The following is a 19,985-nucleotide window of genomic DNA, read 5'->3' as shown; positions in this document are numbered from 1 at the left end:
GCAAGCATGCAGCTAGCAGATAAGCATGAGGCGACGACGACAAAGGCCTTCGCCGGCCTCAGGGTGCTGGATTTTTCGACCACCATCGCCGGTCCGCATTGCGCGCGGATGCTCGCCGACATGGGGGCGGAGGTCATCAAGATCGAGACCGACGGCGGCGAGACGATGCGGACCCGGCCGCCGCTGCGCAAGGGCTGCAGCACCGTGTTCGGCCAGCTCAATGTCGGCAAGAAGAGTGTCGTCCTCGACCTCAAGTCCGAGGAGGGCAGGGAGGCGGTCCGCCGGCTGGCCGCGACCGCGGACATCGTGGTCGAGAATTTCCGCCCCGGCGTGATGCGCCGGCTGCGGCTCGACTACGACAGCCTGCGTCCCGTCAACGAGCGGCTGATCTATTGCTCGATCTCCGGCTACGGCCAGACCGGGCCGTCAGCCGAGCTGCCGGCCTATGCACCGGTGATCCACGCAGCTTCCGGCTACGACATGGCGCATCTCGCCTACCAGCCCGGCCGCGTCAGGCCTGACTATTGCGGCATCTATCATGCCGACGTCGTCACCGGCACCTATGGCTTCGGCGCGATTGCCTCTGCGCTCTATCAGCGCACCGTGACGGGGCGGGGCCAGCACATCGACGTGTCGATGCTGGAGTCGATGCTGAGCCTGACCGTGATCGAATTGCAGAGCTCGCAATTTGCGGTCAAGCCGCCGCCGCGGCCGATGTTCGGGCCGACCGAGACCGCGAACGGCTATCTCATGATCACGATCGCCAGCGAGAAGACGTTCCAGTTGTTGATGGGGGTGATCGGCCGTCCCGAATGGATCATCGACGCACGCTTTGCCAGCTATGGCGCGCGCCGCGACAATTGGGCCGAGCTGATGGACGGCGTCGAAGCCTGGTCGCGGCGGCTGTCGACCGAGGCCTGTCTCGCTGCGCTTGCCGTGGCCGGCGTGCCGGCGTCGGCCTATCGCACCGTGGCCGAGGCGCTGGCCGATCCCCAGCTCGCCCATCGCCAGGCGCTCTCGCCCGTCGAGGACGAAGGCGGCTCGTTCCAGGTGCTCAATCTGCCGTTCCGGATGTCGGGCGCCGACACCGCGCCGGGCAGGACGATGGCCGTGCTCGGCGAGCACACGCGCGAATTGTGCCGCGAGGTCGGCCTTGCCGACGGCACGTGAATTCCGCCCGGCATGACCGCGGCGCGGGGCTGACGAACATCGTCCTGCGGCAAGCAATCCGGCCCTGCATGCGCTCGGCTTGCCACGGTCTACGCGCGTCAACTAGACAGATCCAGATTTGTCTCGCCCGGCCTGCCATGGCATGGTGGCACGACAACAAGAAGCATGCGGGAGGATGCCGATGAAGAGTTTCAAGGTCGCCGATTTCAAGGCGCCGCTGCAGGAGTTCGACGAAGCCACGCCGCAGCCGTCGGGCACGCAGGTGCTGATCAAGGTGAAGGCCGCGGGCGTCTGCCACAGCGACCTCCACATCTGGGAAGGCGGCTACGACCTCGGCCACGGCCGCAAGCCGCTGTCGCTGAAGGACCGCGGCATCAATCTGCCGCTGACCATGGGCCATGAGACCGTCGGCGAGGTGCTCGCCTTCGGTCCCGACGTCAAGCCGACCGACCAGGGCGACCTGAAGCTCGGCGATGTCGGCCTGGTCTATCCCTGGATCGGCTGCGGGAAATGCGCGACGTGCCTTGGCGGCGACGAGAACATGTGCCTGACGCCGCGCTCACTCGGCGTCTATTGCGACGGCGGCTATGCCGATCACATGCTGGTGCCGCATCCGCGCTATCTGCTCAACCTGAGAGGTCTCGATCCCGCGACGACTGCGCCTTACGCCTGCTCGGGCGTGACCACCTACAGCGCGCTGAAGAAGGTCGAGCAGCATTTCGACACGCCGATCGTGATGTTCGGTGCCGGCGGCCTCGGCCTGATGGCGCTGTCGCTGCTGAAAGCGATGGGCGGCAAGGGCGCGATCATGGTCGACATTGATGCCAGGAAGCGCGAGGCCGCCGAGAAAGCCGGCGCGCTCGCCACCATCGATCCCAAGGCGCCCGACGCGCTGGAGCAGCTTGCGAAGAAAGCAGGCGGCCCGATCCGCGCGGTGATCGATCTCGTCGGCAATGCCGCGACGACGCAGCTCGGCTTCGACTGCCTCACCAAAGGCGGCAAGCTCGTCATCGTCGGCCTGTTCGGCGGCGGTGCGACCTGGGCGCTGCCGCTGATCCCGATCAAGGCGGTGACGATCCAGGGCAGCTATGTCGGAAATTTGCGCGAAACGCAGGAGCTGCTCGACCTTGTGCGCACCAAGAAGGTGCCGCCGATCCCGGTGACGACGGCACCGCTCGTCAAGGCCAATGACGCGCTGCTGCAGTTGCAGCAGGGCGCCGTGGTCGGCCGCACGGTGCTGACGCCGTAGCAACTTCCGTCATTCCGGGGCGGTCCGAAGGACCGACCCCGGAATCTCGAGATCCTCAGGTGCGCAATTGCGCACCATCGTTCGGCTCTTCGAGGCGCCCCGGGATGACGCCACCTCCCCAGGAACTCCTATGTCCGCTAACAACGCCTTCCACATTGCCGTGCTCGCCGGTGACGGCATCGGTCCTGAAGTCATGGCGCCGGCCATCGAGGTGCTGCGCAAGATCGAACAGAAGTCCGGCTTGCGCTTCCGCTTCACCGAGGCGCCGGCCGGCGCCAACAATTACCTCGCGACCGGCAAGTCGATGCCTGATTCCACCATCAAGCTCTGTGAGGAGGCGGACGCGATCCTGCTGGGCGCCTGCGGCCTGCCGTCGGTGCGCTATCCTGATAACACCGAGATCGCGCCGCAAATCGAGCTGCGCTTCATCTTCGATCTCTATGCTGGCGTGCGACCGGCGCGGCTCATTCCGGGCGTGCCGAGTCCGATCGTCGGCGCTGACAACCGCGGCATCGATCTCGTCGTCATCCGCGAATCCACCGAAGGCCTGTTCGCCTCGATGGGCAAGGGCGTCGTCACCCACGACGACGCGCGCGAGACCATGGTGATCACGCGCAAGACCTCCGAGCGACTGTTCGAGTTCTCGTTCCGTCTGGCCGAACGGCGCAAGGCGCGCGGCAAGCCGGGGATGCTCACCTGCGTCGACAAGGCGAACGTGTTCAAGGCCTTTGCGTTCTTCCGCGGCATCTTCGACGAGGTCGAGAAGGGGCATCCCGATGTGAAGACCGATCGCCTCTATGTCGACGCATGTTCGGCGATGCTGGTGAAGCGTCCTTGGGATTTCGACGTGATGGTGATGGAGAACATGTTCGGCGACATCGTCTCCGACATCACCGCGAGCCTGATTGGCGGCCTCGGCATGGCGCCGTCCGCGGACATCGGCGACAAATACGCCGTGTTCCAGCCCTGCCACGGCACCGCGCCTGATATCATGGGGGAGGGCAAGGCCAATCCCACCGGCATGATCCTGTCGGCGGCGATGATGCTGGACTGGCTCGCCGACAAGCACGGCGTCGAGAGCGCAGCGGAAGCTGGCGAGACCATCGAGCGCGCGATCGACCAGGTCTATGCCGGCGGCATCAAGCCGATGGAGTTCGGCGGCAGCAACGGCACGGCGGATATCACGAAGGCGGTGCTAAGGGCGCTGTAATCAAACGCGTCAAAGAAAAGGGGCCTCTCGGCCCCTTCGTCGTTCACCGGCGTGTCGTTCACCAGCGGTGCCAGTGGCGGTAACCCCAGCCCCATGGACGCGGACCGTAGAAGCGCCGCGGGCCGTAATAGCCATAGGCGCCATAAAAGTTCGGGCGCCACCAGCAGCGGCCCCAGGGGTTACAGACCCAGCGCACCTGATCGACGTCGGCCGCCGGGCCCCTTGCGATCTGGTCCGCCTGCGGGATGCCGTTCGGCATCGCCGCGAGCGCCGAGCCCGAGGCGAGCGCGGCTCCGCCGAGAGCAGCCAGACCAAGAACAGCAAATTTGAGTTTCATCGCGATCTCCCTCGTTGGTGGCAGGAGAACTTGCGGCGGATCAAGTGGTTGCTATCGCGATGCGGGAAGTAGAGGAATTTAATCTTCGTGAATATCGGTTCAGCTACTTCCCCCGGAACTGCGGCTTGCGCTTCTCCATGAAGGCCTGACGCCCCTCGCGGAAATCGGCCGAGTCCATGCAGGCATTGCCGATCGCCTTGATCGTGTCCATGTCGCGCGCGCTCTCGTCTTTCAACACCTGCGCGATGGTGATCTTCGCGGCCCTGATCGCGAGTGGGGCGTTGTGCGCGATCGTTTCGGCCATCGCCATGGTCTCGCCCCAGAGCTGATCGTCGGGGAACACGCGCTCAACGAGGCCGATGCGCAGCGCCTCGGCGGAATCGATGCGCATGCCGGTGTACATCAAAAGCCGCGCCCAGGACGGGCCGACCAGCGACACCAGATGCTTCAAGCCGTCATAGCCATAGGCGATGCCGAGCTTTGCGGCAGGGATGCCGAACTGGCTGTCATGCGCGGCGATGCGGATGTCGGCGAGCATCGCGATCTGCATGCCGCCACCCAGGCAGAAGCCCTGGATGCAGGCGATGGTCGGCTTCGGGTAGTCGGCCAGCAGCGCGCGCTGGACGGCGCTGCGTTTGGAGTATTCCTCGGAGGCCGCCGCGTTGTGGCGCGTCTTCTCGAACTGGCTGATGTCGGCGCCCGAGACGAACGCCTTGCCGCCGGCGCCGCGCAGGATCACGACGCGGACTGCATCGTCGTTGCGCAAGGCCGTCAGCGCCTCGCCAAATCCCTCCCACATTTCTAGCGACATCGCGTTGCGCTTGTCGGGATTGTTGAAGATGATGACGCCAACGCCGTCGGTGACCTGCTTGAGGATCTTGCCGTCGGCGTAAGGTGTTTCGGTCGGGTTGGAAATGTCAGGCATCGCGCGCTCGCTGGTCATGGGCGAAGCGCAATGTGCAGCCCCGGCAGCGCTCGGGTCAACCGCGGCAAGGCATGCGGCCTTGCACCCGCCTGTGCCACGATTGCATGGCGCAAGTAGCGCCTATTGGGTCACATGCATGTGCGCAGTCAGCGGATGGCTGCCGGCGTTGCTGAAGAACGCTGCTTCTTCGGCAGTGGCCTCCAGGAGCTGCTCGTCCTGATTATAGACGTCGTTGCGGAACTGGACGGTCTGGTCCTTGGTCATCCATGCCGTCAGATAGATCCAGGCCACCGGCACCTTCTGCGCCATAGCGACCTCGAGATGCTGGCCCGTGGCGATCTCCGCATCGATCGCGGCGCGGCTCCATTTCGGCTGGTCCTTGAGCAGCCACGCCGCGAGGTCGCGCACATTGTCGACGCGCGAGCAGCCGTGGGAATCGAAGCGGTAGTCGTCGCTGAACAGATTGCGTAGGTTGGTGTCGTGCATGTAGACGGAATAGGAATTCGGCATGTCGATCTTCACCGCGCCGAGCGCGTTGAAGGTGCCGTTGTGCTGGCGCACGGTGAAGTTCGGCGTGCGCGTGCCCGACCAGTCGACCGAATGCGGATCGATCGGATTGTCGTGGGCGTCGAGCACCTCCATGTGCATGCGCGACAGATAGGTCGGGTCTTTGCGCATATGCGCGGAGATCTCGGTCTTGGCGATCGAGGCCGGCACCGTCCAGGTCGGATTGAGCACGACGCTGGTGATCTGCGCCGTCAGCGTCGGCGAGGGCTTTTCGGTCTTGCCGACGATGACGCGATAGCGCCGCACCACGACATCGTTCTCGACCGCCTCGGCGAAGGCCGCGGGGATGTTGACCACGACATAGCGCTGGCCGAAGCCGAAATTCATGTTCTCGAGCCGCTGCAGCGAAGCCTCCAATTGCCGGATCCGCTTCTGCACCGGCACGTTCATCGCCGCGATCGTGCGCGGCGTCATCATGCCGGTCGGGGCGAGGCCATGACGGGCCTGGAAACGCTTCACGGCGTCCACGAGATCCTGGTCGAAGGCTCCGGTCGCCTTCTCGGCTGAGAGATCGCCGGAGACGATCAGCCGGTTGCGCAGGAGCTCGTCATGGCCGCCCTGGACGCCGACAGCGAATTTGGCATCCGCCGGGATGCTCGGCCAGCCGCCGCGCACGGCAAGGTCCGAATAGCTCAGCGCCGCGTCCTTGATGCGCTGCGCGGAGCCCTCGTCGTAGGTTGGCTCATGCGTCATCGCGAGGGCTGCGGCCGAGCGGCTCTCCGGCGTCGAGGCGGGCGTGGACGTGGCCGCTTTCGGCGCGGCCGCATGGGCCGGGTTCGCTGCGGCTGGCACCGCGCCTGATGTCGCCGGCTTGGGACCGGCTTGTCCAATGGTCTCCGTCTGCGCCAGCGCGGAGACGCTCGTGAGCGCGCCGAGGGCAATGATCATCGCAAGGCGTTTCGACATGTGTCCCGACTTCCCCCTGAGAACGAGGCCCGCAACGGGCTCGCACCATCAATTTCCGGCCGCCGCGTCGCGTGCGCCGATTGGTCAAACCGGCGGGAAATTACGGCACCAGAGTTGAGGTCCCATTAAGCACGGCAGGCGAAGCCCCGCGCCCGATGCGGGACTTCTCGATTGGGTCGCGCCAGGGGCTGGATGGGTTCGCGATATCCGCGACGAAATGCGGCTCGATCGTCAAGAAAAAAGGGCGGCCAAGCCGCCCGAGAAAGGCTGCGCGCACGCGCGCGAGCCCACATCTGATCCCGTCGGTCTCGTTCAATCCAGCCACGCCCCCGCGACGCGGCGGATTGAACATCGGCCGTAGCAGCCAGACCCGATCTCAGCCTTCGTTCGCTGCAATCGATTCCATCAGCGAGACGAGCTGACGCTGCACCGTCTGGTCCTTGATCTTGCTGTAGGCGCGCAGCAGGCGGAGGCTGAAAGCCGAGTCCAGGAACAGGAGGCTTTCGACTTCGCGAGCCTTGTTGTCGCCGTCATAGAAGAAGGTCACGGGCACGTCGAGGGCGGAGGCGATCTGCTGAAGCCGAGCAGCGCCGACACGATTGACGCCCTTCTCGTATTTCTGGACCTGCTGGAAGCTGACGCCGAGCTTCTCGCCCAGCTCGGCCTGCGAGATCTTCATCTCGACACGCCGCAGACGGATCCGTTTGCCAAGCTCAATGTCCGGCTTGCCGGCACTGCGCTGCTTCATCCTTTTCGCCGCTGCTTTCATCTCTGTTTTCACCTTTGTTCTTCGGTAGAAAATCCCCCGAAGAGCTGGGTCAGGGGTTCGCCCATATACGAGTCCTTGAATTCGTGCGGATGCACGAACTCTTCCTTAAACCACGGGAAGCGAGCCGGATTGAAAGCCTCGATCAGCCAGTCAATCATGTGCCGCACGCGTGGAATCCGGCCGCTACCGGGATGGTAGGACAACCAGATATCCAGCGGTCGGTTCAATTCGACCTCCAGTGGAATCAACTTCCCGCCAAGCGCAATGGCGTAGCTCGGGAATACGCCGATTCCGGCACCATTCGCGACGGCCCAATAGTTGGCGCTCGAGACGTTGGTCTTCATGACCAGAAGGTCACGTTCCTGAACGCCCGGGAAGAAGCTCTCGAAAGTTTCCTTGGCAGCGAGCTGGTCGGCGAATTGCAGCACCAGGCGGTGCTTGATCAATTCCGCCGCCGAGCGCGGCGTGCCGTATTTCTCAACGTATTTTTCCGACGCCCAGAACATCAGGTGCATGCGGCCGAGCCGCACCAGCTTGATGTCGAGCGCCGAAGGACGCGACAGATGGATGGCGACGTCGGCCTCGTGGCGGGAGACGTCGGCCGAGCGCATCGCGCAATGCAGATCGACCAGGATCTTGGGATAGGCCTGCTGGAATTCGACAAGGCGCGGAGCAAGCCAAAATGTGCCGAGCCCTTCGGTGACGGCGACCCGCACCTCGCCGGTCAGGACGTTGGCCATCGAATCGCTGGCGCGCAGAACGTCGAAAGTGGCCGCCTCCATCCGCTCCACGGCGGACACTACGAGGGAGCCTTCGTCGGTCAGATGAGTGCCGTGGACGTCGCGGGTGAACAGCGTGGCGCCGGTCTGGCGTTCGAAATCATCGATCCGGCGGCGCACTGCGTTGATCGACAGAGACAAGCGTTCGGCCGCCGAACGGAAACTGCCGCAACGGACGACTTCAAGGAATATGCGGGCCGCATCCCAATCCGAGAGGCCGCTGAGATTTGCCTTCGGGCGTTCCTCCAGAGGAACGCCCCTTTCCGCCAAGGAGTGCATACAAGTCCCTTCGGTTCGTTAAACTGGCAGAATCTGGCGCGAACCACAACCACGACGGGTTGGGGAATGACGAGTTTTGAACGTCATCCTTACTACCTCTAGGGAGGTACTGGAGTGCTGCCAGGAGCTGGGACAATGGCTGGGAATCGGGCAGACCATCGCCCGGATGAGGGGTGTTGCGTGAGTTCCGTTGCGAGCCGTGACATGGCTGCGGGATTGTCGGCGCTGCCCACAATGGCGGTCCTTGCGCCGGGGGCGGCGCAGCTCTCCGGCATGGATCAATCAGGGCGTGCTGGGCGTTTGACAACGCCCCGCCTCGCCAACGTCCGGCAGCGCAGCCGGGCGATATGCGCCGCAACCGCGGTTTCAAGACGGAAACACACTGAAATCATGTTCGGGGGCGCTACGGCCTCATGCTATCTTGGGCGACCCACGGGGGCCGAAGGGGTGGTCGCAAACATGTCTCACCGGCCGAATTAACGGAAAGAACGCAAGTGTCGCATTCAGACGACCAGTTGCAGTCGGTGCTGGAAACCCTCGAGGGGTGCCGCAAGGTCCTCAACGAGATCAACAGCCGTGAGTCGGCCGAACTGCTGTCCATCGTCATCCTCGATGTGCGGATGAAGCTCAAAGGAATTGACAGTGCCGATCTCAAGGCGCTGTGCGACGAAATGCTGCGGAGCGCTGCCAGCGAACCGCCGTCCCCCTCAAAGCAGACGCAGGACCAGCCCCGGCGTCCGCTGCTCCGCGTGGTGAAGTAGCCGCGCCGCCGAATCTCGCTTTTTGGCGAGATTTGTGCGCGTCCCGGTGCCGCATCTGTGATCGCAGACGGCATCGGGAGGAGCCCTGGTTTGATCGCGCCTCTGTTGCGCATTCTCAGCCATCGGCTACACCAGAGCCGGTTTGGCTCCGGTGCGCGCGCAGTCCCCGCGCGCCGCATGGAGCCTGAAATGGCTCCGACTGCATCATGCAAAATGTTTCGATCCCGGCGGCGCTGATTGCCGGCCTCGTCAGCTTCCTCTCCCCTTGCGTCCTGCCCCTGGTTCCGCCCTACCTGATTTACCTGACGGGCGCCACGATCGAGCATGTCGAGAGCGAGGAGCCGGCCTCGGCCTCCAAGCGGGCGATCATGATGGCGGCGCTGCTGTTCGTGCTCGGCTTCTCCACCGTATTCGTGGCGCTCGGCGCCAGCGCCTCGCTGATCGGTTCCCTGATCCGCGCCTGGTCGGCCGAGCTGTCGATTCTTGCCGGCGTCGTCATCATCGTCATGGGCCTGCACTTCCTGGGGCTGACGCGCATCGGCCTGTTGATGCGCGAGGGGCGCCTGACCGTGCCCAAGCCCGTCGGTCTCTGGGGCGCCTATGTCATGGGGCTCGCCTTCGCGTTCGGCTGGACGCCCTGTATCGGCCCGATCCTCGCTGCGATCCTGTCGATTGCCGCGGCCGAAGCGACCGTGACGAAAGGCGCAGGGCTGCTCGCGGTCTATTCCGCGGGCCTCGGCATTCCCTTCCTGATCGCCGCGCTGATGATCGAGCAGTTCTCAAAACTGTTCGCGCGCATGAAGGGCCAGCTCGTCAATGTCGAGCGCGCCATGGGCGTGCTGATGGTGATCACCGGCATCGGCTTCCTCACCGGTGCGGTCTCGAATGTGAGCATCTGGCTGCTGGAGACGTTCCCGGCGCTGCAGACCATTGGGTAGGAAGTCGCAGCAAAGCGCGCCAGCGCCTCGCGGTCGACCTCGTGTGCCCAAACCTTCGTGATCTTCATCGCCGATGCTCCGGACACCGCATCTCGTCCAGCGCGCAGGCGATCGTGCAGACCACGCCGCGCGGCGGGAATTCGACGGTCGGCTCGCCGCCGAGCTGGTCGCGGGCGCTGCGCTCGATCAGGCGCGAGCCCAAGCCGCGCCGCACCGGCTCCGTCACCGGCGGCCCGCCGATCTCGGTCCAGATCAGCCGCAGCCGCGGTTTCGGTGTGTCGGCGATGACCTCCCAGTCCAGCGTCATCCGGCCGGTCTCGTTGCACAGCGCGTATTTCGCGGCGTTGGTGGCGATCTCGTGCACGATCATCGAGAGCACCACGGCGAGCCGTGGTGACAGCGGCACGGCCGGCCATGCGGATGGATTTGCGCGGCGCCACGATTTTTGCATGCCGCAAGCGGTCTTGGAGAGCGATTTTGTAGCGCGGTTGCGGGACGCCCTGCGCTTCAGGTCATGCTGATTGCGGTCAATAGTAGACACATGGCGTAGACAGCCGCCAGGCCGAGCCCGGCGATCCGCGCCTCTCGATGCGATCTCATGCAGTGAACTCCGGAAAGGGCGGCTGCCGTCAAGGCCGCCGCCCGTCCGTTACGCCTTAGTCGATTTCCTGAACGACGGTGCGCGAGCCGGGGTCGACCAGCATCACGCGATCGCCGGAATAGACGTAGCGATATTTCGTCAGCGACGGGCCCCAGTCGGCCGGAACGGCTTCGAGCTCGACGTCGCTCGGAACCTTCGCGCCGACGACGATCTTCTCCTTCGTCGTCACGGGGCGGATGCGATGCTCGGTGACGTAGGATTTGATCTTGGTGCGGTATTCCGGCTCGATCTGCACGGCGGCCGCGTGACCGGTTCCGGTGGTCGTCACCACGGTGGATTGCGCGAACGCGCCGGTCGAGATCATCATCGCCGCGGCGGATAACAGGAACAGCTTCTTCATCTTCTCCTCCTCATGGAATAAGTGCCGCAACAACATCCCACCGTGCATGGCGTTCCCACCTGCAGGAACAAACTACCGCTTTTTCCCGTTTGTGACTCGACCGGGCCCGACGGCTCGGAACTGGAGGAGGAGAGAAAGATGAAGCTGAAAATCGCAACTGCAGCGCTGATGGTTGCTGCAATGTCCTTGCCGGCATTCGCGGCCGACGAATTCTACGTCGTGCAGGACGTCAAGACCAAGAAGTGTACGGTCGTCGACAAGAAGCCGACGGACTCGTCAATGACCGTCGTCAGCCCCTCGGGCACGATCTACAAGTCGCGCACCGAGGCTGAAAGCAGCATGAAGACCGTCAAGGTCTGCACGTCGAACTGAGGAGGATGACACATGCCCGTCTTTATTCTGTGGGCCGTGCCGGCCGTGTTGGTGATCGGCGGCGGCATTTATCTGATTGGTCATTTCCACTGAGAACGACAGCGATGCGTCACGGCCGGGCTTGGCCCGGCCGTCCACGTCTTGGCCGACGGAATGAAGAACGTGGATGCCCGGGACAAGCCTGGACAAGCCCGGGCATGACGACTTCTCGCAGCGCTAACGGACCTTCGCGATCTCAGAGATTGCTCTCGGTGATCGCGGCATAGACCATGCTGCGCAGCTCGCGCCGGATCGGATAGGCGCTCGACGGCAGCACCTGAGTCATGAAGATCGTGATGAGCTCCTCGGCCGGGTCGATCCAGAACGAGGTGGTGGCCGCGCCGCCCCAATTGTATTCGCCCGGGCTGCCGGCGATCAGCGTCTCGGCCGGGCGCATGGTGACGGCAAAGCCGAGGCCGAAGCCGATGCCGTTATAGGTGGCCTCCGAGAACAGCGAGCGCGAGACCTCCGGCAGCGCGCGGCCGCCCGGAATGTGGTTGGTCGTCATCAGCGCCAGCGTCTTCGGTCCGATCAGCCTGATACCGCCGAGCTCGCCACCATTGAGCAGCGCGCGGCAGAAGGTGAGATAGTCGGCAACCGTCGAGCACAGTCCGCCGCCACCGGAGATGAAGGACGGCGGGGTGAGGAACGAGCTCGTCGCCGGGTCGTCCTGGAGCGTCAGCCCTTCGCGGCGCTGGCCGGCATGGAAGGTCATGCCGCCGCCCGGGTCGGCCGAGTAGCAGGCCGCAAAGCGATGCGCCTTCGAGGCCGGCACGTGGAAGTCGGTGTCGGTCATCCCAAGCGGATCGAGAATGCGTTGCTTCAGGAACTGCTCGAAGGGAATCCCCGAGATCTTGCCGATGAGGTAGCCGATCACGTCGGTTGCGACCGAGTAATTCCAGGACTCGCCCGGCGAGAACTCCAGCGGGATTTTTGCGAGGCCTTCGATCATGGTCTGGAGCGTGCCTGATTTCTCGACCTCGCCGATCTTCTCGGCGCGATAGGCGGCATCGACATTGGAGCGCTGCTGGAAGCCGTAGGTGAGGCCGGCGGTGTGGCGCAACAGGTCCACGATCAGCATCGGCCGGGACGGCGGCCGGGTCAGGAACGCCGGCGCCGTGCCGGCGACGAACACGCCGAGATCTTTCCATTCCGGAATGTACTTTGCGACGGGCTCGTCGATCGCGACGAGGCCTTGCTCGACCAGCATCATGAAGGCAATGCTGGTGAGCGGCTTGGTCATGGAATAAATGCGGTAGATGGTGTCGTCCTTGACCGGCACCTTGCGCTCGAGATCGGCAAAGCCTTGAACCGAGGAGTGCGCGACCTTGCCGCGGCGGTAGACCAAGAGATGCGTGCCCGGGAAGCGGCCGGCATCGATGTAGCGGCGCTTCAGATGCGCATCGACGCGGTCGAGCGCGGCCTTGGACATGCCGACGGATTCGGGCGAGGCGGGAGTAGGGGCGAGCATCAGTTCCTCCGGGCAGTTTCTCGAGGACGGTGATAGCCGAAATGGCCATGGCTTTCCAAGCCGGTTGCGCTTAACGCGAGCCTGCCGCCTGGTGTAGGCTGCACCTGGAACGCCTCCAGGGAAACCCAGGGCCCCCTGGATGGGCCAACGAGAAAACACAGGGCGGACGCACCATGACCCAGTTCAACGAGACCGAACTCACCGAAGCCGTCGTCAAGAGCTTCGACAACACACCCAATCCGCGCGCGAAATTCCTGCTCCAGGAATTGGTGAAGTCGCTGCACGATTACGTGAGCAAGACCGGTCCTCACCTTCGAGGAATGGGAATACGCCATCGATTTCCTCACCCGGACGGGGCAGAAATGCACCGACACTCGCCAGGAATTCATCCTGCTATCCGACGTGCTCGGCGTCTCCATGCTGGTCGATGCGGTCAATCACCGCGACCGCGACGGCGCCACCCAAACCACAGTGCTCGGGCCCTTCTATGTCGGCGAGCACAAGGTGACCGCGCACGGCACCGATATCTCGCCGAACAACCACACGGGCGAGCGCATGTTCGTGCAGAGCCGCGTCACGGATTTGAAAGGCAAGCCGCTCGCGGGCGTTCCCGTCGACGTTTGGCATGCCGACGATGACGGCTTCTACGATTCGCAGAAGGCGAACTACGACGAGGTCGGCGCGTCCGCCCGGGCGCGCTTCATCACCGATGACGACGGCCGCTTCTTCTTCCGCACCATTTTGCCGTGCAGCTACCCGATCCCGACCGATGGCCCGGTCGGCGAGATGATCGTGCAGACCAAGCGTCATCCGATGCGTCCCGCCCATGTGCACTTTCTAGTCAACGCCAAGGGCTACGAGCCGCTGATCACCCACGTCTTCATGGATGGCGACAAATATCTGGATTCCGACGTGGTGTTTGGGGTCAAGGACGACCTCGTCGCCAAGGTCGAGCCGCGCAACGACCCTGAGATGCCCGACGGCACCAAGGCGAACGGGCGGTGGCACCTGATGAGCTACGAATTCCACCTCAAGCCGGGCGGCGGCATGGCACCGAAGCCGCTGGGGGTGAAGGCAGCAGAGCCGGCGTGACACCCTGCGCTTAAGTCGACATCGGCCGCGTAGCGAGAGACCGCTCGAGGGCGGTCTCGCATTTGGGCGAGAAGGCGCCCGCTAAAGATCGACTTGGATGGCAACGTTCGAGCGTACCCAATCCGATTGCCCGGCCTTCAATCGCTTGGCTTGAAATTCAACGAAAGCGGGATCGGCACCCAGTGCCGACAAGGTGCGCCCATAAGCTTCTACACTATCGAAGCGAGCGACGAAGGCATAGTTTCCGATCTCGCCGCCGATCACCGACCAATAGCTGACATCGGCTCCGTGTTTCTTCCAAAGTGATGCGGCCTCCTTTGCCAACTGCAAGACAGTCGCGAGATCACTACCGGGTCTTGGATGCGAAACGAACTGCATGATGACTGCAGGCATTTTCCCCTCCAATGTGCAATGATGACGCCAAACAACCGGTTTGGTCACTTGGCCGGATGAGAATTCCAAAGAGTGCAGCCGCAAGCTTGATCTGGATCAATTCCAAGCTGAGTCTGGGCCACGGTGGACAGCGGCGTTACCGCGCGTGCAGCAGCGCCAACAGCACGACCACCGCGCAGGCAAGCACCGCCGAGGTCAGCTTCCAGAACATCAGCGGGCTGCGCTCCAGGAGCGGTGTGATCCGCGTGTCGAGATAGGCCGGATTGGGCGTGCGAAGCTCGAAGACGAATTCGGACAGGTCCTCGTGCCGCTTGTAGGGATCGGGATGCAGCGCGCGGCGCAGCGCGCCATCGATCCAGGCGGGCACGTTGCGGTCGTCCTCGGCCGGGCAATATTTGAGCCGCCGCACGTCTGCCTTGCGCCGGATCCTGGCGACCTGGGTGCCGTAGGGGAGCTTGCCCGTCAGCATCTGGTAGCAGATCACGGCCAGCGAGAACATGTCGGAACGCGGCGAGCCGCCTTGCCCGAGAAAATACTCCGGCGCGGTGTACTGGACCGTTCCCAAGATGTCGTCGGTCTCGTCCGACGGCGCGGCCTCCGCGACGCCCGCGACCCTGACCGAGCCGAAGTCGATGATCTTCGCGGTGCCGGTCTTGTCTATCAGGATATTGTCGGGCCTGAGGTCCTGATGCAGCATCTCCATGCGGTGGAAGGCGCGCAGGCCCGCGGCGATCTGCTCGACGAGGCCGCGGACGGTTTCGAGATCGGGACGCGGATTGTCGGTCATCCACTGCCGCAAGGTCTGGCCTTCGACGAATTCGGGTCGCGACATAGAGATAGCTGCGCCGCCGCGATTGTGAGAGCGGTTTGAGCACATGCGGACTGTCGATGCGCCGCGCGATCCACTCCTCCATCAGGAAGCGCTTCAAGTATGCGGCGTTGTCGCGCAGGTCGATCGACGGCAGCTTGAGCGCGACCGGCTGCTCGGTCTCGGTGTCGACGGCCAGATAAATGTGGCTGCGGCTGCTGCCATGAATCTCCCTGACAATCCTGTAACCGTCGATTATCGCACGTGGCTCCGGCAACGGCGGAAGCGGCAGCTCCGCGGTCTGATTGAAGATGCCTGAGGGCTCGCGCTGCGGCGCCGCGTCGATGCGCAGGATCTGCACGGTGATGTTGTCGTCGCTGCCGCGCCGGTAGGCTTCCTCGACGATCGCCTTCGCGGCGGTGTCGAGCTCGGCTGCATGCTCGTTGATCGCGCTCGTGACGAAGCGCGGATCGACGAATTCATAGGCGCCATCGGTCGCGAGCAGGAAGGTGTCGCCGGCCTCGATCTCGAGCGCGTGGTAGTCGATTTCGAGCTGCGGATTGATGCCGAGCGCGCGGCCGAGATAGGTCTGCTCGGAGGAGACGATGATGCGGTGATCGTCGGTCAGCTGCTCCAGCGCCTTGCCGGCCACGCGGTAGATGCGGCAGTCGCCGACATGGAAGATGTGCGCGGTGGTCGCCTTAATGACCATGGCGCTCAGGGTGCAGACATAGCCCTTGTCGCGGTCATAGGCATATTGACTCTTGCGCGTCTGCGCGTGCAGCCAGGAATTGGTGGCTTCCAGCACGCGGCGGGCGGAGGTCTTCACCGTCCAGGATTCCGACGTGCAGTAATAATCCATCAGGAAACTCTTGACCGCCGACTCGCTGGCGATCTGACTCACCGTGCTGCTGGAAATGCCGTCGGCGAGGACGGCTGAAATGCCCTTCAGGCTGAGCAGCGGCTCGTCCGGAATGAGGACGCCGTGGAAATCCTGGTTGACGGGCTTGCGACCTTTGTCGGAGTGCTGGCCGATCGAGATCAGGAGTCCGCGGGTCATCGTCATCACCAAGGCGAAGAGAGCCTCACCCTAGCCGGGCGAGGCTCCCTTGTTGAGGTGCGTGTGATCAAGCTGCGACGCGGGGCTTCGCAGTCTTGTTGGCCTGGCGCTTCGGTAGGGTCATGACATGCGTGGCGTAAAGTGTCATGCCCGTGAAAGCGAGGCCGCCGACGAGGTTGCCGAGCACAGTCGGGATCTCGTTCCAGATCAGATAGTCCATGATCGAGAACTTCGCATGCAGCATCAGGCCCGACGGGAACAGGAACATGTTCACGACCGAATGCTCGAACACCATGTAGAAGAACACCAGGATCGGCATCCACATCGCGATGACCTTGCCTGAGACCGAAGTCGAGATCATAGCGCCGACGACGCCGGTCGAGACCATCCAGTTGCAGAGCATGCCACGCATGAACAGCGTCGCCATGCCAGCCGCACCATGCGCGGCGTAGCCGAGCGTACGGCCTTCACCGATATTGCCGATCGCGGTGCCGATCTTGTCGGGGTCCTGCGTGAAGCCGAAGGTCGTGACGAACGCCATCATGAAGGCCACGGTGAAGGCGCCGCCGAAATTGCCGAGGAAGACGAGACCCCAGTTGCGCAGCACGCCGCTGAGCGTGACGCCCGGGCGCTTGTCGATCAGGGCGAGCGGCGAGAGCACGAACACGCCGGTCAAGAGATCGAAGCCCAGCAGATAGAGCATGACGAAGCCGACCGGAAACAACAGCGCGCCGACCAGCGGCTGGCCGGTGTTCACGTTGATCGTGACGGCGAACCAGGCTGCGAGCGCCAGGATCGCGCCGGCCATGTAGGCGCGGATGACGGTATCCCGGGTGGACATGAAGATCTTGGACTCGCCCGCATCCACCATCTTGGTGACGAATTCCGAAGGCGCGAGATACGACATCAATGGTTCCTTTTGCTTCGTAAGTGAGATCGACGCCCTCGCAAGAGAGCGGCTGAACGTCATTGGTCGTGCGGGTGGCTGCCGCGCACGAAGGTTGGGAGAGGTTGGAAGCCCTGGGAATCGCGTCACGACGACGAGCCGAGAAAGGCCGCGAAGCGGTTGAGCTTCCTCTTGCGGCCGCCAGAGGCCGCAGCGATGCGGCAAGCCGCAGTCTTCGTTGACATCCAGAGAGGAAGCAAGTTGCGTGCCGAGCGAACGAAAACTGAAAGCTGAGTGATATCAGTGCGATGGACCTGCGCCGAATCCGCTCGTCCGGCGCGGGGCGGCCTCTTGCATGAGCGCCTGCACAACACTTGTGCGTCGCACAAAAATTGTGCAGGACGCAAATTCGGCGAGCGCTTGGCGCCTGCGGCAGTCTGGCGCAACGTCTCTAACCCATTCAACAGGTTTGGCTTTTTGCTATCGCGGGCTTGGCATGAAGCTTGAATAGTTCCACGTCGACGCCATTGAAGCCGTCCCGCGAGACTTCTCATCCGATTTGCTGACGCCACCAGACGGAGGACTCCCCCGCCATGCGTCTGCATGCGCCAAAGCCGGCGCCATCAGGACCGGACGGGCTGCTCGCGTGCACTGACGCCAACAATTCTGCAACGATGCAAAGGACGACACTGCCTATGACCAAGCGCATTCGCCGGCCCTCGGATTCCGGTCTGACCCGCCGTCAATTGTTGAAGGCCACCGGCGCGACCGCCGCCCTTCTCGCCGCCGCCAAGCTCAATTTCCCCGCCGGCGCCTTTGCGCAGGACTCGGGCCCTGAGGTCAAAGGCGCCAAGCTCGGCTTCATCGCGCTCTCCGATGCCGGCCCGCTGTTCGTCGCCAAGGACAAGGGGCTGTTTGCCAAATACGGCGTGCCCGACGTCGATGTGCAGAAGCAGGCCTCGTGGGGCACCACGCGCGACAACCTCGTGCTCGGCTCCGAAGGCAACGGCATCGATGGCGCACATATCCTTACCCCGATGCCGTATCTGATCTCGGCCGGCAAGGTGACGCAGAACAACCAGCCGACGCCGATGTACATCCTGGCGCGGCTCAATCTCGATGCGCAGTGCATCTCGGTCGCCAAGGAATATGCCGATCTCAAGCTCGGTACCGACGCGGCGCCGTTCAAGGTGGCGCTGGAGAAGAAGAAGGCCGCCGGTAAGCCGGTGAAGGCCGCGATGACCTTCCCCGGCGGCACGCACGACCTCTGGATCCGCTATTGGCTTGCTGCTGGCGGCATCGATCCCGACAAGGATATCGAGACCATCGTGGTGCCGCCGCCGCAGATGGTGGCCAACATGAAGGTCGGCACCATGGACTGCTTCTGCGTCGGCGAGCCCTGGAATCTCCAGCTCGTGCACCAGGAGATCGGCTACACCGCGGTCAACACCGGCGAGATCTGGAACAAGCATCCGGAGAAGTCGTTCGGCATGCGCGCGGCCTTCGTCGACAAATATCCGAAGGCCACGAAGGCGATCCTGATGGCCGTGCTCGAAGCCCAGCAATGGTCCGACAAGGCCGAGAACAAGCAGGAGCTCGCCACCATCATGGCGAAGCGGCAGTGGATCAACTGCCCGGTCGAGGACGTCTACGACCGCACTGCCGGCAAGTTCGACTACGGCAACGGCAAGGTGGTGGAGAACTCGCCCCACATCATGAAGTACTGGCGCGATTTCGCCTCCTATCCGTTCCAGAGCCATGATCTCTGGTTCCTCACCGAGGACATCCGCTGGGGCAAGTACGAGGCGAATTTCGACACAAAGGCGCTGATCGCCAAGGTCAACCGCGAGGACATGTGGCGCGATGCGGCCAAGACTCTCGGCGTCTCGGGCGCGGAGATTCCGAACTCCACTTCGCGCGGCAAGGAGACCTTCTTCGACGGCAAGGTGTTCGATCCCGAAAATCCGGCTGCCTATCTGAAATCGCTCGCGATCAAGCGCGTCGAAGTCTGATGGAGCCTCGCGGCCGCCTTCGGGCGGCCGCTTCGTTGTTGAGAAGCCGGAGAGGGATTTCCATGAACATGCCTGCCACGAAGATTGAGGTTGAGACAGCGGCGCCCACGTCTGTTGCCGCCCCGGTTGTCGCGATGACGCCGAAGCGTCCGCCCCGCGCGGAGAGTTATGCGCGGATTGCGCGGGAGCTCGCCGTGCGCGTGATTCCGCCGCTGGTCGTGATCGTGCTGCTGACGCTGGTGTGGGAGCTGGTCTGCCGCCGCGCAGGCTCCGCACTGCCGCCGCCGTCAAAGGTGTTCAAGGATACCAAGGAGCTGATCTTCGATCCGTTCTTCGATCACGGCGGTATCGACAAGGGCCTGTTCTGGCACCTGTCCGCCAGCCTCCAGCGCGTCGCGCTCGGCTATTCTCTCTCGGCGATCGCCGGCATCGCGCTCGGCGTGCTGGTCGGGCAGTCGGTCTGGGCGATGCGCGGGCTCGATCCGCTGTTCCAGGTGCTGCGCACCATTCCGCCGCTGGCCTGGCTGCCGCTGTCGCTGGCGGCCTTCCGCGACGGCCAGCCCTCGGCAATCTTCGTCATCTTCATCACCTCGATCTGGCCGATTATCATCAACACCGCGGTCGGCATCCGCAACATTCCCCAGGACTATCGCAACGTCGCCGCGGTGGTGCAGCTCAATCCGCTCGAGTTCTTCGGCAAGATCATGATCCCGGCGGCGGCGCCCTACATCTTCACGGGCCTTCGCATCGGCATCGGCCTCTCCTGGCTCGCCATCATCGCGGCTGAAATGCTGATCGGCGGCGTCGGCATCGGCTTCTTCATCTGGGACGCCTGGAACTCCTCGCATATCAGCGAGATCATCCTGGCGCTGTTCTATGTCGGCATCGTCGGGTTCGTGCTCGACCGCCTGATTGCGGGCCTCGGCAAGGTCGTCACCCGCGGCACCGCGCAGAACTGAGG

The 19,985-nt window shown here is 63.7% G+C and carries 17 protein-coding genes and 3 pseudogenes; 9 read left to right on the top strand and 11 right to left on the bottom strand.

Features of this window, described 5'->3' with window-relative positions:
- Positions 1 to 6 precede the first annotated feature (6 nt).
- The 3 genes from ACVWY3_RS19135 (at position 7) to ACVWY3_RS19125 (ending at position 3,629) form a co-directional block, all read left to right on the top strand.
- Positions 7 to 1,170 (top strand): CaiB/BaiF CoA transferase family protein, encoded by a 1,164-nt coding sequence (locus tag ACVWY3_RS19135; protein WP_456839860.1) that lies wholly within the window; start codon positions 7 to 9, stop codon positions 1,168 to 1,170.
- Between the two features lie 181 nt (positions 1,171 to 1,351).
- The gene (locus ACVWY3_RS19130; protein ID WP_456839859.1) at positions 1,352 to 2,419 is read left to right on the top strand and encodes an alcohol dehydrogenase; all 1,068 of its coding nucleotides are present in this window, start codon (positions 1,352 to 1,354) and stop codon (positions 2,417 to 2,419) included.
- Between the two features lie 130 nt (positions 2,420 to 2,549).
- On the top strand, positions 2,550 to 3,629 hold the full coding sequence (locus ACVWY3_RS19125; RefSeq protein ID WP_456839858.1) for an isocitrate/isopropylmalate dehydrogenase family protein: 1,080 nt from the start codon (positions 2,550 to 2,552) through the stop codon (positions 3,627 to 3,629).
- A 58-nt stretch (positions 3,630 to 3,687) separates the two neighbouring features.
- Here the strand turns inward: ACVWY3_RS19125 and ACVWY3_RS19120 are convergent, their stop codons facing one another.
- From ACVWY3_RS19120 to ACVWY3_RS19100, 5 genes are all read right to left on the bottom strand, one after another.
- Positions 3,688 to 3,966: a hypothetical protein gene (locus ACVWY3_RS19120; protein WP_456839857.1), complete on the bottom strand. Its 279-nt coding sequence runs from the start codon at positions 3,964 to 3,966 to the stop codon at positions 3,688 to 3,690.
- A gap of 103 nt (positions 3,967 to 4,069) precedes the next feature.
- Positions 4,070 to 4,891, bottom strand: coding sequence for an enoyl-CoA hydratase (locus tag ACVWY3_RS19115; RefSeq protein ID WP_456839856.1), 822 nt, complete (start codon positions 4,889 to 4,891; stop codon positions 4,070 to 4,072).
- Positions 4,892 to 5,011: 120 nt separating this feature from the next.
- The gene (locus ACVWY3_RS19110) at positions 5,012 to 6,364 is read right to left on the bottom strand and encodes a L,D-transpeptidase family protein (protein ID WP_456839855.1); all 1,353 of its coding nucleotides are present in this window, start codon (positions 6,362 to 6,364) and stop codon (positions 5,012 to 5,014) included.
- Between the two features lie 376 nt (positions 6,365 to 6,740).
- Positions 6,741 to 7,112, bottom strand: coding sequence for a helix-turn-helix domain-containing protein (locus ACVWY3_RS19105; protein WP_027558475.1), 372 nt, complete (start codon positions 7,110 to 7,112; stop codon positions 6,741 to 6,743).
- A 29-nt stretch (positions 7,113 to 7,141) separates the two neighbouring features.
- A complete protein-coding gene (locus ACVWY3_RS19100) occupies positions 7,142 to 8,191 on the bottom strand; it encodes a LysR family transcriptional regulator (protein WP_456839854.1) in 1,050 nt (349 codons plus the stop codon).
- 494 nt (positions 8,192 to 8,685) lie between these two features.
- Here ACVWY3_RS19100 and ACVWY3_RS19095 point away from each other — a divergent pair, with 494 nt between their 5' ends.
- Together ACVWY3_RS19095 and ACVWY3_RS19090 are read left to right on the top strand one after the other, a co-directional pair.
- On the top strand, positions 8,686 to 8,952 hold the full coding sequence (locus ACVWY3_RS19095; protein WP_456839853.1) for a hypothetical protein: 267 nt from the start codon (positions 8,686 to 8,688) through the stop codon (positions 8,950 to 8,952).
- A 206-nt stretch (positions 8,953 to 9,158) separates the two neighbouring features.
- Positions 9,159 to 9,890, top strand: a complete 732-nt coding sequence (locus ACVWY3_RS19090; RefSeq protein WP_456839852.1) for a cytochrome c biogenesis CcdA family protein — start codon at positions 9,159 to 9,161, stop codon at positions 9,888 to 9,890.
- Positions 9,891 to 9,954: 64 nt separating this feature from the next.
- On the opposite strand, the pseudogene ACVWY3_RS19085 reads toward ACVWY3_RS19090, so the two are convergent.
- Positions 9,955 to 10,308: pseudogene (locus ACVWY3_RS19085) on the bottom strand (sensor histidine kinase); the annotation flags it as partial.
- Positions 10,309 to 10,546: 238 nt separating this feature from the next.
- A complete protein-coding gene (locus tag ACVWY3_RS19080) occupies positions 10,547 to 10,891 on the bottom strand; it encodes a DUF1236 domain-containing protein (protein ID WP_456839851.1) in 345 nt (114 codons plus the stop codon).
- Between the two features lie 138 nt (positions 10,892 to 11,029).
- Here ACVWY3_RS19080 and ACVWY3_RS19075 point away from each other — a divergent pair, with 138 nt between their 5' ends.
- A complete protein-coding gene (locus ACVWY3_RS19075; RefSeq protein ID WP_456839850.1) occupies positions 11,030 to 11,263 on the top strand; it encodes a hypothetical protein in 234 nt (77 codons plus the stop codon).
- 235 nt (positions 11,264 to 11,498) lie between these two features.
- Here the strand turns inward: ACVWY3_RS19075 and ACVWY3_RS19070 are convergent, their stop codons facing one another.
- Entirely contained in the window at positions 11,499 to 12,773 is a 1,275-nt protein-coding gene (locus ACVWY3_RS19070) for a serine hydrolase domain-containing protein (protein WP_456839849.1), read from the bottom strand.
- A gap of 173 nt (positions 12,774 to 12,946) precedes the next feature.
- Between ACVWY3_RS19070 and ACVWY3_RS19065 the strand changes: the two are divergent.
- Positions 12,947 to 13,865: pseudogene (locus tag ACVWY3_RS19065) on the top strand (intradiol ring-cleavage dioxygenase).
- An 81-nt stretch (positions 13,866 to 13,946) separates the two neighbouring features.
- On the opposite strand, the gene ACVWY3_RS19060 reads toward ACVWY3_RS19065, so the two are convergent.
- The 3 genes and pseudogenes from ACVWY3_RS19060 to ACVWY3_RS19050 all read right to left on the bottom strand — a co-directional run bounded on the left by ACVWY3_RS19060 (position 13,947) and on the right by ACVWY3_RS19050 (position 17,033).
- Positions 13,947 to 14,258, bottom strand: coding sequence for a hypothetical protein (locus ACVWY3_RS19060; RefSeq protein WP_456839848.1), 312 nt, complete (start codon positions 14,256 to 14,258; stop codon positions 13,947 to 13,949).
- A 136-nt stretch (positions 14,259 to 14,394) separates the two neighbouring features.
- Positions 14,395 to 16,132 (bottom strand): annotated as a pseudogene (locus ACVWY3_RS19055) (protein kinase domain-containing protein).
- A 61-nt stretch (positions 16,133 to 16,193) separates the two neighbouring features.
- Entirely contained in the window at positions 16,194 to 17,033 is an 840-nt protein-coding gene (locus ACVWY3_RS19050; protein WP_456839847.1) for a formate/nitrite transporter family protein, read from the bottom strand.
- A gap of 674 nt (positions 17,034 to 17,707) precedes the next feature.
- Here ACVWY3_RS19050 and ACVWY3_RS19045 point away from each other — a divergent pair.
- Complete coding sequence (locus ACVWY3_RS19045; protein ID WP_456839846.1) at positions 17,708 to 19,024, top strand: CmpA/NrtA family ABC transporter substrate-binding protein; 1,317 nt, start codon at positions 17,708 to 17,710, stop codon at positions 19,022 to 19,024.
- A gap of 62 nt (positions 19,025 to 19,086) precedes the next feature.
- Positions 19,087 to 19,983 carry a nitrate ABC transporter permease gene (ntrB, locus tag ACVWY3_RS19040; protein ID WP_456839845.1) on the top strand — a complete coding sequence of 299 codons (897 nt, stop codon included), beginning with the start codon at positions 19,087 to 19,089 and terminating at the stop codon, positions 19,981 to 19,983.
- The last annotated feature ends 2 nt before the right edge of the window (positions 19,984 to 19,985 follow it).

It is taken from the genome of Bradyrhizobium sp. USDA 4486, from assembly GCF_054057995.1.
The sequence above is the reverse complement of the archived record's forward strand: the minus strand, read 5'-3'. Positions and strand labels throughout refer to the sequence as shown.

Bases quoted from the DNA above. Each gene is read 5' to 3' on its own strand.
- ACVWY3_RS19135 (WP_456839860.1), top strand. From the start codon at position 7: ATGCAGCTAGCAGATAAGCATGAGGCGACGACGACAAAGGCCTTCGCC.
- ACVWY3_RS19130 (WP_456839859.1), top strand. From the start codon at position 1,352: ATGAAGAGTTTCAAGGTCGCCGATTTCAAGGCGCCGCTGCAGGAGTTC.
- ACVWY3_RS19125 (WP_456839858.1), top strand. From the start codon at position 2,550: ATGTCCGCTAACAACGCCTTCCACATTGCCGTGCTCGCCGGTGACGGC.
- ACVWY3_RS19120 (WP_456839857.1), bottom strand. From the start codon at position 3,966: ATGAAACTCAAATTTGCTGTTCTTGGTCTGGCTGCTCTCGGCGGAGCC.
- ACVWY3_RS19115 (WP_456839856.1), bottom strand. From the start codon at position 4,891: ATGCCTGACATTTCCAACCCGACCGAAACACCTTACGCCGACGGCAAG.
- ACVWY3_RS19110 (WP_456839855.1), bottom strand. From the start codon at position 6,364: ATGTCGAAACGCCTTGCGATGATCATTGCCCTCGGCGCGCTCACGAGC.
- ACVWY3_RS19105 (WP_027558475.1), bottom strand. From the start codon at position 7,112: ATGAAGCAGCGCAGTGCCGGCAAGCCGGACATTGAGCTTGGCAAACGG.
- ACVWY3_RS19100 (WP_456839854.1), bottom strand. From the start codon at position 8,191: ATGCACTCCTTGGCGGAAAGGGGCGTTCCTCTGGAGGAACGCCCGAAG.
- ACVWY3_RS19090 (WP_456839852.1), top strand. From the start codon at position 9,159: ATGCAAAATGTTTCGATCCCGGCGGCGCTGATTGCCGGCCTCGTCAGC.
- ACVWY3_RS19080 (WP_456839851.1), bottom strand. From the start codon at position 10,891: ATGAAGAAGCTGTTCCTGTTATCCGCCGCGGCGATGATGATCTCGACC.
- ACVWY3_RS19075 (WP_456839850.1), top strand. From the start codon at position 11,030: ATGAAGCTGAAAATCGCAACTGCAGCGCTGATGGTTGCTGCAATGTCC.
- ACVWY3_RS19070 (WP_456839849.1), bottom strand. From the start codon at position 12,773: ATGCTCGCCCCTACTCCCGCCTCGCCCGAATCCGTCGGCATGTCCAAG.
- ACVWY3_RS19060 (WP_456839848.1), bottom strand. From the start codon at position 14,258: ATGCCTGCAGTCATCATGCAGTTCGTTTCGCATCCAAGACCCGGTAGT.
- ACVWY3_RS19050 (WP_456839847.1), bottom strand. From the start codon at position 17,033: ATGTCGTATCTCGCGCCTTCGGAATTCGTCACCAAGATGGTGGATGCG.
- ACVWY3_RS19045 (WP_456839846.1), top strand. From the start codon at position 17,708: ATGACCAAGCGCATTCGCCGGCCCTCGGATTCCGGTCTGACCCGCCGT.
- ntrB (WP_456839845.1), top strand. From the start codon at position 19,087: ATGAACATGCCTGCCACGAAGATTGAGGTTGAGACAGCGGCGCCCACG.